Here is a 15,149-nt window from a genome sequence, read left to right on the forward strand (position 1 = left end):
AGAAATCGTTAGAAATGATCTGTGTTTTTGAGCGTCAATGCGCTTCCGTGCGCGCGATTTGATACGGGAGTTGGTGTGGCATGCGATTTGCGTCAGAGTGAAATACAGGTCGGTATGCGTGAGCGTAAATGAACAGATACGCGTGTGTGCGGAGGGGGAGGTGTGTGCGTGGGGGGGGATGGTGTTTATTAAAAAAGAGAGTTGCACAGACATGGTGCGACTCCCTCTATTCCCTCGCACTCCCCGAGTCCTCGCGAAGTTTTGGGATAGCCTGCATGCTATTGATGAGATGAGCAGGCAATTAATTTCTGTGATGCTTTCGCAGCCAATCGACAACACATTTCTGACATGCACACTTATTGGCCGAATAAACCTAATTGATAATTGCATACAACTCGCAATTATTCCTCCAGACAATACGTTTTTAGTAAATTATTTAATTTTAATTGCTCGTATTAGTATTATTGCCGATGTGGCTATTGTTAAGACTGTTTTCTTTTATATATCGAATAAATGTATTGTTTTATGGTAACGGTGCGCGAAGAAGTGGGAAATGAGAAATTGGCGGCCCATGAAGAAAAAGACTCGAAAAGAATGACCAAATACTGATTTTTAGCTATGCCTTTAGCGGTTCGAAGAATTTTGATGTGCATGCGTACAGAAAAAAGAGATATGGAAACGGACTGGCGTGGTGCGTGCGAAGAGTGTTTAGGGAAGAGAGAGAGAGAGAGAGAGAGAGAGAGAGAGAGAGAGAGAGAGAGAGAGGGGGGGGGGGGGAGAGCGGGATGGCGATTTGTTTGGGAGTTGCATCGCAGCGCATTTTTGCAAAGGTGATTGATCTTCAGCGACAAATACTTCCGCATCAACACGTTGACCAATAGATCGTTGAGGTAAATTGACTTCATATCAAGCATCTGCTGATGAACGGTCTCATTGAGACTGTCCAAGTCATGATGCAACTTGCTTTAGCGCGTCTTTCGAAATTACTTGCTTCGTTGACCAATAGGTCGTTACGTAAAAATGGTTTCCCATATGAGCCTGCTTCCGATTGTTTCGCTGAACATATGGCACGTAAGGATGCAACCTGCTCTAGAGCGTCTTTCGAAGTTATTTACTACAAATCTTAAATAAGCTGGATTAAGCATTTTACACATTTACAGGTTTGCTGTGAGCTTATTGGCTCGCCGCGAGGTGTCGCGGCGGCTAGAGCAGTTTGCATCAATATTTGTCGAATAAGCAGAAGCATCATCGGCAGTAGGTTCACGTAAAAAAGCATTCAAAGCGTAACGACCAATTGGTCAACACGGAAAATATTTACACAAGACGCCCTAGTGATTGTTGTAAGTAATGATGCAAATTGCTCTAGTGTTGAGTTTTACAGGAACGTTGGATCTCATCTTGCGCAATTGCTTCAAATACCCCCGCACCGGCGGTGCGGGGCTTGATTCTGTGTGTGCGGCTGAGTGGGAGAGGGGGATGGTGGAGGGGGGAGGGGGGAGGGGGGAGGGGGGAGGGGGGAGGAGGAGGATGGGATAAAAGAAAACCCCGCGTGTGTAACGTGGGGCTATCTCTCGTGTATGCCATAAACGGCATGGTGGGTTGTTAAATTATGTGAGAGAATTGAAATGCTAATCAATCATCGTTCGCTACTTCTTCAAACACCCCACCACCGGCGGTGGTGGGCTTGTGGGGATTGAGGGGGCGAGGGAAATAACGGTGTGTGTGCGGGGGAATGGGGGGAGGATTTTATCCCTTCATGCCGGAGGAGGCTGCGTTATCCATGAAGTATCTCTGGGCAGCGAAGAAGAGGACGATACATGGGAGCATGGTGAGGAAAGAGGCGGCCATGAGAAGTTCACGGTTTTGAACGCCGTATTGGCCGTTGAAGGTGTTGAGTTCGAGGGCGAGGGTTCGCATCTCGGGTGAGTTGAGGTAGATGAGGGGCGACATGAAGTCGTTCCATGCGAACATGAAGGTGTAGATGGCAACGATGGCGATGACGGGGGCTGAGAGCGGGAGCATGATGGTGAAGTAGATGCGGAGGTTGGAGGCGCCGTCGATGCGTGCGGCTTCGAGGAGGGATTCGGGGATTTGCGAGAAGAACTGCCGGAACATGAAGATGAAGAATGGTGTTCCGAACCATGCGGGGATGATGAGTGGGAGGAGTGAGTCGATCCAGCCAACGGAGCGGAAGAGGAGGAAGACGGGGATCATGGTGACCTGTGCGGGGAGCATCATGGTTGAGAGCATGATCATGAAGAGGATGTTGCGGCCTCGGAAGTTGTAACGGGCGAAGCCGTAACCGACGAGTGACGAAGAGAGGACTTGGCCGATGACACAGAGGACTGTGATGACGGTGGTGTTGGCGAGGGCTGGGAAGCGGGGGATGCCGTTCTCGACGACCATGCCCATTTTTGCGAGGGCTTTGGGGTAGTTTTCCCATTGGATGACCTTTGGGAAGAACTGGTTGATGATGCTGATTTCCTGATCGGTTTTCAGTGAGTTACTGACGAGCCAAAGGAAAGGGAGCATGAGGAGGGTTGCGCCGCCGATGAGGAGTGTGTAGATGAAGATGTTGTAGAAGAGCTTTTGGCGCTTCAAGGATTTGGCGCTGAGAATGAGCGCGGGCTTTTGGGTTGGTTTTTGTTTTAGTTCGGGTTGTGGTGTGGTGAGTGTGCTCATGATTTAAGGCCTTCGTAATGCACCATGTTCTTCGAGCCGCGGAAGACGAGGAGGGTCATGACTAGGATGATGATGAAAAGGATCCAAGCGAGAGCGCTTGCGTAACCCATACGGTGTTGGTTGAATGCGGCGTCGTAGAGATTGAGGACGTAGAACATGAGGTTCTCGTTTGTGCCACCGGATGAGCCGCGGATGACGTAGGCTTGTGTGAAGATTTGGAATGAGCCGATGATGCCCATGACGAGGTTGAAGAAGATGAGTGGTGAGAGCATGGGCATGGTGACAGCGAAGAATTTCTTCACGGGCCCTGCCCCGTCGATGGTCGCGGCTTCGTAGAGAGATTGTGGGATGCCTTTGAGGCCTGCGAGGTAGATGACCATGCCGCCGCCGACGCCCCAGAGGGACATGATGACGAGTGCGGGCATGGCGAACCATTTGGCATCTTCGCCGAACCAGTCGGGTGCTTCGAGGCCGAGAGGGATGAGGATTTTGTTGAGGTATGCGTTGAGCATGCCTGAATCGTTGTTGAAGATGGTGATCCAGAGTGTGACGAGCGCGACGCCGGTAACGACTGAGGGGACAAAGTAGGCGGTGCGGAAGAAGGCGATGCCTTTCGCGGAGACGTTCATGAGCAGCGCAACGAGGAGTGCTGCGACTTGGATAACGGGGACACAGATGATTGTGAAGTAGGCTGTGACCCAGAGTGATTGGGTGAAGTCTTTGTCGAAGTTGAAGATGTGGACGAAGTTGTCGAAGCCAACGAACTTAGCGCTGGATAGAGGTGACATGGCGGACCACTGGGTGAAGGCGAGTATGAAAGAGAGGATCATCGGGCCGAGGACTAGGAGGACGAAGCCAAGCACCCAAGGCGAGACGAAGAGGTAGCCGGTACGTTCTTGGGCGTGGTCGAGTGAGCCGAGCTTTTCTTTGCGTGCAATCCACCAGAGAACGGCGATGGCAGCGGCGATGAGAATGGCGGCGGTGGTCACAACGGGCATCCACGGCATGCGTGAGTATTGTTTATTGTTGAGTGGTGATGCAAGTTCCTTTCGCCAATTTTCGCTGACATCATTGGCGGCTTGCATGGGTGTTTTTTCGTTGAGTTGTAGTGTTTTTTGGAGTTCACGGTCAACGATGGTGGTGAACTTTTTAATGCGCGGGTTTTGAGGGAGCTTACTCTTGGCGATCATGTCGATGAAGAGTTGAGCGTTCTTTGGTTTCTGGCCGGGCGAGAGGAAAGCGTCGGATTCGGCGACGGCTTTCATACAGGGCATGGCAAGGCCGAGCTCGGATGTGAGCGTTTGACCTTTTTTGCCGGTGAGGAATTTGAGGAGTGTGTAGGCTTTGTCGGGGTTTTGCGTTGCAGAAGCCATGGCCCATGAGACGGTTGCGATATCGCTGACGGGCTTGGTTTTGTAGGGCATGGGGACGATGTCCCAGTCGAACTCGGTAATCTTGCGGTATTGCGGAGTCATCCAGCGGCCTAATGGACCGATAGACCCGATCTTGCCGCGACGGAACATGTCGTCTTCAGACTGAGAGATGCCGGTGGGGTTGTAGACGCTGTCGTCATCCATACGCATGGTGCGGATGAGGTTGAGCATGTGCTGAGCGTTGGGCTGATCGAGTGTGACGAGGTTGAAGTCGTTGTTGTTTTCGCCGCCGAAGTAGTCAGCATCGTTTGTCCAGAGGATGTTGCGGACGACGGTAGGCCAGGTTTTGAGGACGCCGCCGAAGTATTGCTTGTTGGGGTCTTGTGGGTCGGAGAGTGCGCGGATCTTTTTCATAGCTGCGCGGTATTCATCCCATGTCCAGCCGTCGTATGGGATTTCGATGCCTGCTTGTTTGAAGAGGTCAAGGTTGACGTACATGATCCATGTGGTGAAGTCTTTGGCGATGCCGTAGAGATCGCCTTGGCCTTGGACTTGCTTGTCTTTATCGAATCGGAAGGCATCGATGAGGATGGGGTAGAACTCATCGGTCATGGCGTAGCCGTTGTTATTGGCGCGGTCCTTGGCGATGAAGGGTTCGAGATTTTTGATCATCTCGGTGTCGGCGAAGTCGATCACGTCTTCGTATCGGAGATAGAAGAGATCGGGGGGCGTGCCGGCGGCGAGCATGGTTTTGAGTTTGGTGTCGTAGTCGTTGGCGTGAAGCCTGTTGACTTTGATGTCGGGGTTCTCGGCTTCGAACTCGCGGACGAGTTCTTTAACGATATCGGTTTCCTCTGTATTACCCCAATGGAGGATGGTGAGCACGGTTTTACCGGGCTGATTGAGTTTCGCGTTCTTGTTGACGATTCGAACACCGACGTCGATGAAGGCCCATATCACGATGAGGATCGTGGCCAAAACGAGTAGTGAACGAAGTGCTTTTCCCACAGTCATCTGCACCTCTTTTCTTGAGTGAACCACCACGCCAGAAAAACTAAAATACCTGAATCTATTAGTCCAACTAACTAGCGATTAGATTTTAAATCGCTGCTAGTCGTGTGATTATTTCATATTGTTGATGTCAACGAGTACTGCAGTTTCATATGCGGGGACTGAGATGATGAGGGAGCCGTTAGTCGGTTTTTGAGATTTGGCTGCTTTAGTGAGTGCTAACTCGGGGCGAGCGTCGGGGGTGTTACCGGTGGTAAGTGTTGTTTGGTTTTGGCCTAGAACGTTGACGAAATTAATGTTTGCATCGCGTAAGTCGACGGGGACCTCGATGGTGTAATCGGTGTTGCTGCGGTTGATGAGGATATAGACGCGGCCTTGCTCGTTTTCACGGATGAAGCTGAAGATGTTGCGATCGTCATCGGCGATGAGTTGGCGGTAGAGGCCGGTTTGCAAAGCTGGGAGTTTGCGACGGACAGCGATGAGTTTTTGTGTTGATGCGAAGATTTCGGGGTTGAAGCCGACTTCGGGGTCATCGAACTTCATGCCAGGCCAAGTCATGGGTTGACGGTTTGATGGGTCGTCAGGTGAGTACATGCCGGCTTCGTTGCCGTAGTAGATCATGGGTGCGCCGACGAAGGTCATCTGGAAGGCAAAGGCCTGGATCATGCGTTTGTATTCGAGGGCGCTAGGTTTGCGTGGATTGTAGTCGGGGCCGTTATCCTGGAGGCGGTTTGCGCCGTCGTAGGAGATGTCAGGGTTGACGAACATGGATGAGAAACGATCGGTGTCGTGTGAATCGAAAAGGTTTTGCTGTGCGAGTGAGACCTGGAGAGGGTAGTTGTAGATGATGCGGTTAAGGCGAGTTGCGAGCTCGGTGGGTTTGATTTGTGTTTCAACGTCAACGAAGAAATCTTGTGCGGCTTGCGCGAATAGATAGTTCATGACGGCGTCGAATTCGTCGCCTTGAAGATAGTCTTGTGCCCAATGCCAGATCTCGCCGGAGATGTAGGCATCGGGATTGATGTCTTTAACGACCTTGCGCCAGCGTTTCCAGAAAGCGTGGGGGACGTCGTTTGGTGCATCGAGTCGCCAGCCGTCGATGCCTCGAGAGACGTCGCCGTTGGGTGCCATCCAGCGACGGGTGATGTCGAAGATGTGTTGCGACGGCGCATCGGCGAGGCCGAGGACGGGATCTTTTTTCCATGCGGGTAGGCCGGAGTTTTTGCCGCCCCAGCCGTTCCATTGAAGACCGCCGGGTTTGCCGGGTTCGCCGCCTGTCCCCCAGTCGGTGATGTCGAACCATTCGGCGTATATAGAGTCTTTACCGTTCTTGAGGACGTCTTGGAAGGCGAAGTGTTTGGGGCCAACGTGGTTGAAAACGCCATCGATGATGACCTTGAAGCCTTGCTTGTGGGCTTCGTCGATGAATTCGAGGAACATTTTGTCGGTTTCAGACCATTGCCATGTGGATGGCTCGAGTGACTCGCCTTTGAGTTTTTCGATATCACCTTTGACGCCGAAGTTATCGTCGATGTGACGGTAATCGGTGGCGTCGTACTTGTGCATGGATTCGGCTTCGAAGACGGGGTTGAGGTAGATGGCGTTCACGCCGAGTTTGCGGAGGTATGGGAGTGCTTCGCGGAGGCCTTGGATGTCGCCGCCGTATTTGCGCCACCAGACATTTCCGACGCCGGTGTAGAAATCGTCCATCGTTCCTTTTTCACCGGGAAGCATGGAGAACCATTCGGACGTCCAGCGTTTAGTGAGCTTAGGATCGTTTGAGGGGTCGCCGTTACGGAAGCGTTCAGGGAAGATCTGGTACCAGATGGCTTTGTGCGTCCATTCGGGAACGAAAAAATCGAACGCCATGCTGCGTTTGAAGGCAGCGGCTTTTGCCTTGACAAGCGATTGATGAATACCACTATTCGAGAGATAGATGGATTGGTTGCCATCAATAATTTCGAAGATGAATTGGATTTCATCGGATGCACTGTCAGCATCGACGCTGTAGACATCGAAGCCCATTGCACTTTCGGAGAGGTTCATGGGGAGGGATTGCCACACGTCGTTGAATTGCGCAGGTGCGTAGTACAGATTTGCGGCGGTTGCGTCTTTGGCTTGCACACGGATACGGATGAGCGCGTGATTGGATCTGAAGATGCTGAAGCCATCGATGGCAACTGCTGCGGTGTTGATGTGGTTAGGTTTTGGTTTAGAGAGTTTACGGCCATCTGGTCCGATGAAGACAGCGCTGTTGACGCCTGTATTGCCGTCGGACATTTCAAATTCTTTGTCACTGGCAGGGTCGTTCATCCAACGGTTGTTGTTGACGACGAATTTGTAGAAGTGGACGCCTTTTTCGAGTGGCAATTCGATCTGGTAGACGCCGTTACCGATGTCTTGCATGGGGGTTTTGTCTTTGCTCCAGCCGTTCATTGAACCGGCGAGTACGACGGTGTTGATTTTCTCTTTGATGAATTTGCTGGGGATGTAGACGAATTTGTGAAGATATTTGCCGTCTGGGAGGAGAATATCCTTGCCGGTGAGTGCGGAAACTTCGCCAAGGACGTTTTCGAATTGCGAATCGGAGAGTTGTACTTTTTCAGCGGCGATGCCGATGGCGATACCGGAGTTGCGGCCGCCGTGGCCGTCTCCTTCGGTTAGCTTCGCGTCGGCGGTTGGGTCTTCGAAGTATTTGGTGTTATTGACAACGAATTTGTAGTGATGAACACCTTCGGAGACTGGGAGGGTCACTGACCAGATATCCTGCCCTTCGTCGATCATGACGCCGGCGTCGGGATCCCAGTTGTTAAATGAGCCAATGACAGAAACGACTTGAGCGTCATGTGGAGCTACAAATCGAAACGTGTGCTGGACGACATTTTGCGCTGCAGATGCAAGTGAAGCGATACTAAAAAGTACAGCTAAGAACACGACACATCTGACTTGATCTCTACCTAGATGCATAAGCTTGGGAACCCTGTCTGATTATCAACACTGTGACAACTAACACTTTTACTAATATCTAAAGATACATTTAGTGCTATGTATTAGTTAGAGACTTAATCACACCAATTAAGCCTTGCAGGCAACTGCCTGCTTATTCAAGCTCAACTCAACCCACACCTGGCGAGAAACTTGCTGCGAGGGAAGTGGATTCACGCAACACAAGGTGTGTTGGTAAAACTTCTCGAACGCGTTCTGATTTACCACGGATACGTTCAACGAGTCGTTCACAAGCGAGTACGCCCAGCTCATAGAGGGGCAGATGGACGGTTGTGAGCGTTGGGTTGACGAACGCGGTGTATTGAATGTCATCAAAGCCAACAATAGAGAGGTCATTGGGGACGGATCTGCCGTGCCTGTTGGCGTAGTGGATGGCACCCAAAGCCATTTTGTCGTTGCTGGCAAAGATTGCGGTCATGTCTGGATGTGCTTCAAGTAATTTCGCGGTCGCTTCGGCACCGTGTTCTTCGGTGAAGCGGCCGTCAGCCATCCAGGAGTCTTCGAATTCGTTTGAGGCGATAGACATTCGTCGCTTAAAGACCTCAATGATCTCGCGGGCTGTGTAGACTTCGGGCGCACCGTGGACGAGGCCGATTTTGCGGTGGCCGAGCTGCTGAAGGTAGGTCATGACCTGTTCAGCGCCGGATCTATAGTCACAGACAACGTGATCGAGTCCCCATTGAGGGAACATATTATTTACGACGACCATGGGGTGATCGTTCTCGACAAAATCCTTCATAAAGGCATGTCGATCATTAAAACCGATGCAAAGTACGCCATCGACGAAGCGGCGTTCGAAAAGTTCGATATGCCGACGTTCACGGATGAAGTCTGGTTTGGCGTGCTCGAGCATGACTTTGTGGCCTAGTCGAGCGGCTCGGTCGCAGATGCCACTGATGAGTTCGCCGAAATAGGGGTCGGCCATTGCGTGGCGAAGCGTAGGCATGAGGATACTGATAACGCGTGTATAGCGGCCTGAGAGGCTTTGTGCGAGCCTGTTTGGGCGATATCCAACGCGTTCGATGACTTTATTCACTTTTTGACGGGTTGCTTCGGTGATCTTGGGGTTGTTGTTTAACACCATAGATACAGTTGCGACGGAAACGCCGGCTTGCCGTGCGATTTCGCGAATTCCCACCCGCTTCCCGGACCCGGTTGTGCCCTTATTACTCACAGAAACCCCTTTTTTACGTTTAGAGCGTTTCTTTTTTGCCTGACGCACAGTCGCTGTACCGACATCTGTCGATTTACCCGATTGGTCAGCCATGATCTGAGCCATGATCTCAGATCCAGCCTTTACTTTTACCACATATTCGTTTGATGCGTCCGACATTATGGTTAAACAGTTTACCACAGCATTTAACATCTTCAAGTAATCGTTAAACAATTTTACCAAACATTTTGGATATTTTGGTCGTTTAGTAGAAATAGCAGGAAAGTCTTATGGCTGTGAGAACAAATTTACGAGCTAAAATACAATCGGTAAACCCCAGTCAAATCGGTGTATTTACTTATATATGATTCGCTATAAGAAAAGTGAATGCATGTGTGTGCTGAGCATCCGGATGAACAAAATATCTCAAAATACCAAAAAAAAACCGTTGACTCGTGTTAATTAGCAGTTATATTTGGGATCAATGGGTCTTCGTTGTCTGGCAATCATTTGCACTTTTTCAGGCATTTCTTTCGGGTTCTGTTTTTAAGCACAACGGAATTTTGAAAAATTTAAGCATGTTGCGTAGTTCGCAACTCCTTTCAACGAAACAACGGTAAACCGTTTAACCCGCTAAGGCAGCTAAGTCAAGAAAACTTGGAGGTTCCCATGACTAAAGCAGACTTTAATTTAACCAGGATGGCACGCCGAGGCGCGTTCACCCTTATTGAGCTTCTTGTCGTTATCAGCATCATTGCATTGCTGATTGGCATCCTTCTTCCAGCCTTGGGTGCTGCTCGACGCACCGCTCAGAATATCAAATGCTTGTCTAATATTCGCTCGATGGGTATTGCGGCATTTACGTCTTCGGCAGACTTCGATGGGTTCATCCAGACCACATCGTCTGATAGTGGTTGGCCAAACAAAACCCCACCAGTGAATGCAGACAAATATCAGTATTTCACTGATTCGGGCCAGAAGCGTACGAAGGACTGGGTTTCTTCTCTGGTTCCATACATGAGTGGCGGAAATGATGCAGCTTTTGATCAAGCAGATCCGCAGGTTACAGAAGCATTTATGTGCCCAAGCGATCCATCAATCGATGCGCAAGATCCAGGCTGGCTGATCTATAACAACGTGAGTTCACAAAGCTTCAGAAACCCTGTTTCATACGCAACCAATGCTGACCTGACGGCCCTACCCAATCCATCGAACGATCCACAGGGTGCGGCAAAAGGTGGTTCTTGGGCAGACAACTGGGGCGGCGATAATGTATGCCCAATGTATGGTCCAGCACTTGGCGGTTTTCTTGAAGGTGTAAAGTCACCGTCTAACACTGCGATGATGCTTGAAGGCGGCACAGAGCTCAATCCGACAGGCAATCCGAACAACAACTCTCTTGTACTGATGTACACGGGCTCATGGTATGTCGGTAATGGGGAAGGGACATTAAAAGATGTTTACACATCTGGTTGGGCAAATGTCAAAATGCCAATCACACAAGAGTGGAATGGCACCGAAGATTCGAGCGGTGATCGTCATAACAGTGCTGTAAATGTTGCATTCTCTGACGGTCACGGTGCGTCAACGAACGAAGGCAACTGGGAAGACGTTTACCTGAGCCCACATAAATAAACAACAATCGTTATCTGATGTTTAACGGCATCAGATAGCTTTTAGATTCATATTTAATATCTAGTTTTAGTTCTTAACGACAATACAACTCTCTATTTCATATTTGGAGGAACTTATGAAGACGCTTTCACTAACCGCATTGACTGCTGCCGCATTGATTGGTTTCAGCACATCAGCAAACGCTGATTTTAATATCGCTGGTGCAATGCAAGGCTGGAATCCCGCTGCTGGCGACACGATGACGGACGTAGATGGCGATGGTACCTATGAGTACACATTTGTCGGTTTAAATGCAGGAGAAACATACAATTTTAAGATTATCGACGGAGACGCTTGGGGCGACCCTGAGATCACACCAAGCGATACGCCTGCAATCGCTGATGCAAGTGGTGAGATCACGATTTCATACAACACCAGCTTGGTACAGCCATTTGTACAGCCATTTGCAGGCTGGGATTCAGGCTACACCGACGAAAGCACTCCAGTGATCCTCTATACAGGTCAAATACTTGATTGGACAGCTCCAGAATTGCTAGCTGCTCCAGATACGCTTCCAACAACTTGGAATGTTGCAGGTAGCTTCGAAGGCTGGAACAACGCAGATGCTGAAACTGAAATGACGGATGTCGGTGGTGGCATCTTCGAATTCAGCACAACTTTGGCTGCTGGCGATTACGAGTGGAAAGCTGCTGCTGATGGCGCATGGGATACAAACATCGGCGCATTCGGATACAAGATTGACGACTCAACAGAATACGGCAATCTTAAGTTCTCCGTTGCTGAAGATAATACGGATGTAACGTTCCGCATCGATGCAAACACTGGCACTGCAGTTGCTGTTATTCCAGAACCAGCAAGCTTGGCATTGCTCAGTCTTGGTGGTCTTGCGATGCTTCGTCGCCGCAAATAATAGATCTGCTTGACGCGGAAGCTAATACTTAATTAGACCCCGGTAGCGGGACGCGTCGGCAAACTTGCTGACGCGTCCCGTATTTTATTACCCACTTATTTTTTATAAGCAATGCACACATCCCGCCTTGTCATCACGACACCTACGCATTGCCGAGCTTAACATCAATAACCACGTCATTTAACGATGTCGTCTTGCAAAAGGGCTTTTGCCGGTTACTTTTAACTCATACAACTCACTTATGGCTTGTTGATAAAAAGCGTTCCCAAATACCGAGGTTATGTTTGCCAATGCATTGATATGCGGAGGTGAATAAAACAACGCAATTCTAGATTCAACGTCATTCCCTCAATTAGCTTCACGGCTAACAGCGAAGTACTACTGCACTTTGCTCTACACACGTTTTGAAAATTTAATAACCTCAGTTTTTACTTTTGGGAGAAAAGGACGATGACTCGATTTATGAAGTCAGGCAGCAAGCTCACACGGACAATCTGTCCGATGCTAGCAGCATCCGGAATGCTGGCGTGCGCAAACTCTGCCTTTGCTTACGATGACGTCTCTGCTCCAACCATTTTACAATGGTTTGATGGTTCTTATGACTCTATGGAGAGACGCGCTAGTGACATCTTCATGGCAGGGTATGGCAATCTCTGGACACCGCCGCCAGGACGCGCGGACAGTGGCAATCATTCCGTGGGCTACGATCAATACAACCGATTTGATTTAGGTTCTGCAGGCAACTACACGCTTTATGGTTCTGAGACAGGACTTAAAAAGCTGGCAAGCACGTTGGATATGATTGGTGCCAACCTTCATATCGACTTAGTTTGGAACCACAACGGTTTTTCAGACCGCAGCAATAATGATTTCATCAAATCTGGTGGCTATCCTGGTTTTTGGATGGGCGAAGGTAGTAATGATGGCGATTTTCACGGGCCATATGAAGGTGGCGATCTAAACGGACGGCTATCCGGCTTGATTGATATCAATCATGAAGTGTCGAATTGGTATGTCCGTAATCCAGTCCCGGGTTACAACAACCTTCCCAATGCTGGAACGCAAGATTACTGGGGCAAACTGGCGAATGTTCCGACCGAAGAAAACCGCCGCTTCTACATGGATACGGGGACAACGAAAAAAACTTTCTATGAACCACGCACTGGATTAACGTTTGAATTCTATGAATTCAATTCTGACGACCCCACTGCTGGTGATCCTATTGAGGAAGATGCTCGCGGCTATTTGATGCGAAACGCAAGATGGCTCGTTGAGGAAATCGGTGTCGATGGTTTCCGAATTGATGCGGCTAAGCATTTCCAAGGTCAAAATCTTGATTACTTCGATGCTGCTGTATTTGATGCGAATCCACGTAAGCTGCTTGATGGTTCAACTCAAGATGTCTTCAGCTATCTCGAGGTCTTTGATTACAACCCATATACGTTGGGTGGCTATGTCCGCAAGGATATTGATCCTAACAATCGTGGCACTGCTGGCGGCAACCGTGACGTACTGGACTTCTCGTTGTTTGGTGCGATGAGAGGTAATCTCAGCAAGAACGGATACAACAACAGCTTCTACAATATGGTCTATGAAAGCATGGACTATATTGATGACCACATGATGAACGGGTCATCTGGTGTTAAATTTGTAAACAGTCACGATGAACATGGGGCGGAGCTAAATAATGTTGCGCATGCATACACACTGATGATGCCTGGCAATTCGATTGTTTACTTTAATGCGAAAGAATTCGGTGATGGTCGCGATTTCCCGAAGGATGGCCGCGGTGATGCACTTGGTGGTGTATGGGGCAACACGATCACAACACTGAATAACATTCGTAACACCCATGGACGTGGTGATTATCGCGAACGCTGGATTGAAAAAGAACTGTTTGCTTTTGAACGTGCTGGCTCATCTGTTGTTTTGCTGAGCAACCGCATGGATGAGGGTGTTGATGCTCGAACACTTCGTGTTGACTTTAAGCCAGGGACACGGCTTGTAGAACTCACGGGGAACCATGACAAAAACGGTAATGTGCAGGAAGTTGTCACCGTACGTAAAGGTGATGATGGCAATTCATACATCGACATTAACTTCCTACGTAATGATGGCGACGACCAAGGCTATCTGATCTACGGCTTGGCGAAACCAAAATCTGAAAATGGTGTTGAGTTATCGAACGTCGCAAGTGTGCTTGAAGGCGGTAACGACGTCGAAAAGAATTGGGAAAACGCAACCAAGCGTTTGACTGACCTGAACGTTATTACGGCTGATAATTTCGAGCTTTCAATCAATACTCAAAAGGTTGTTCTGGCTGATGGTTTTCATGATAAGGATGCTGACAGCGATTATTCTATCTTCAAGTTTGATGGCGGCCTCGACATGAACGGCAACGGTAAAGTCGATTATGTTACACCTAACTCGACTTCATATGGTTTTGAAGAATTCGACGTCAAGAATGACGGCTACAGTGCGGCTGATGGCAATGGTCACTACTCACAAGATATCGATGCAACCAAGCTGTCTGAAGGTGAGCACTTCATTACGATTCGTTCATATCGTCATAACGATGATGCGAACTCTCCTGAGATCTACGAAGACTTCAAGAAGGTTATCTATATTGACCGTCTCCCACCTGAATCCAAGATTGAATCGTTTGCACCTGTCACTGAAGGTGCAAATGAAAACCGCAAGCTTGTTATGAAATCCGTTGATATGACGGCTGACAATATGCATATCTTCATGGATATTGGCGCAAACATGACGGATTCTGAAATTCTCGCAATGCTTGATGGCAACTCACAGACCAATGGCACAGACCGCGACCAATGGGAGAAGAGCTTCAACAGTGTGAGCAAGGGCAATCATGCATTTACGCTTGTCACTTTTGAGCAAACAGGTAACTACAACATCCAGCGTTTCTCCGGCTTCTTCACTGATTCATACATTGGTGCTGGCCTTGGCGATCTTGATCTAGACAAGAGCTATGATGTTGACGATGTGAATGCTTTCATCGCTTTATACAACGCTGATAACACACTGTTCAATGCTGCAGCAGACTTTAATGCTGATGGCTTGATCGACCTTGCAGACGTTACACTTTTTGGCGACAAGCTTGATGAAGTGAATGCTGACGTGGTTACGATCAGTGCGTATGACGATTTTGCTTCGACATTGATACCTGAACCTTCAGCATTGCTGATCTTGACCGGATCGCTTTCGATACTCGGTCTTCGACGCCGCAAGGCATGTTAATGCGTCATGTGTTTTATGTTCTTGGTGATCTGTTAGCCGTTGCATTGGATCAACGATGACGTACCGTAAGCATAAGTTAAAGCACATGAAACGCTTAAATTTTTGACAACACTTATTC

General features: G+C 49.1%; 7 protein-coding genes. 3 read left to right on the forward strand and 4 right to left on the reverse strand.

Going from position 1 to position 15,149, the window contains the following annotated elements; genetic code table 11:
- Positions 1-1,746: 1,746 nt before the first annotated feature.
- The 4 genes from KS4_RS14075 to KS4_RS14090 form a co-directional block, all read right to left on the reverse strand.
- The gene (locus tag KS4_RS14075; protein ID WP_145079419.1) at positions 1,747-2,682 is read right to left on the reverse strand and encodes a carbohydrate ABC transporter permease; all 936 of its coding nucleotides are present in this window, start codon (positions 2,680-2,682) and stop codon (positions 1,747-1,749) included.
- On the reverse strand, positions 2,679-5,069 hold the full coding sequence (locus KS4_RS14080; RefSeq protein ID WP_145079427.1) for an extracellular solute-binding protein: 2,391 nt from the start codon (positions 5,067-5,069) through the stop codon (positions 2,679-2,681). The genes KS4_RS14075 and KS4_RS14080 overlap by 4 nt, the downstream gene beginning before the upstream one ends.
- A gap of 108 nt (positions 5,070-5,177) precedes the next feature.
- Positions 5,178-8,000 (reverse strand): alpha amylase N-terminal ig-like domain-containing protein, encoded by a 2,823-nt coding sequence (locus tag KS4_RS14085; protein WP_200761284.1) that lies wholly within the window; start codon positions 7,998-8,000, stop codon positions 5,178-5,180.
- 181 nt (positions 8,001-8,181) lie between these two features.
- Entirely contained in the window at positions 8,182-9,351 is a 1,170-nt protein-coding gene (locus KS4_RS14090; protein ID WP_200761285.1) for a LacI family DNA-binding transcriptional regulator, read from the reverse strand.
- Between the two features lie 543 nt (positions 9,352-9,894).
- On the opposite strand from KS4_RS14090, the gene KS4_RS14095 reads away from it, so the two are divergent.
- The 3 genes from KS4_RS14095 (at position 9,895) to KS4_RS14105 (ending at position 15,031) form a co-directional block, all read left to right on the forward strand.
- Positions 9,895-10,860, forward strand: a complete 966-nt coding sequence (locus KS4_RS14095; RefSeq protein ID WP_145079434.1) for a prepilin-type N-terminal cleavage/methylation domain-containing protein — start codon at positions 9,895-9,897, stop codon at positions 10,858-10,860.
- A 115-nt stretch (positions 10,861-10,975) separates the two neighbouring features.
- Entirely contained in the window at positions 10,976-11,770 is a 795-nt protein-coding gene (locus tag KS4_RS14100) for a pullulanase X25 domain-containing protein (RefSeq protein WP_145079437.1), read from the forward strand.
- 450 nt (positions 11,771-12,220) lie between these two features.
- Complete coding sequence (locus KS4_RS14105) at positions 12,221-15,031, forward strand: alpha-amylase family protein (protein WP_145079440.1); 2,811 nt, start codon at positions 12,221-12,223, stop codon at positions 15,029-15,031.
- Positions 15,032-15,149 lie beyond the last annotated feature (118 nt).

The organism is Poriferisphaera corsica (assembly GCF_007747445.1).
Lineage (GTDB): Bacteria > Planctomycetota > Phycisphaerae > Phycisphaerales > Phycisphaeraceae > Poriferisphaera > Poriferisphaera corsica.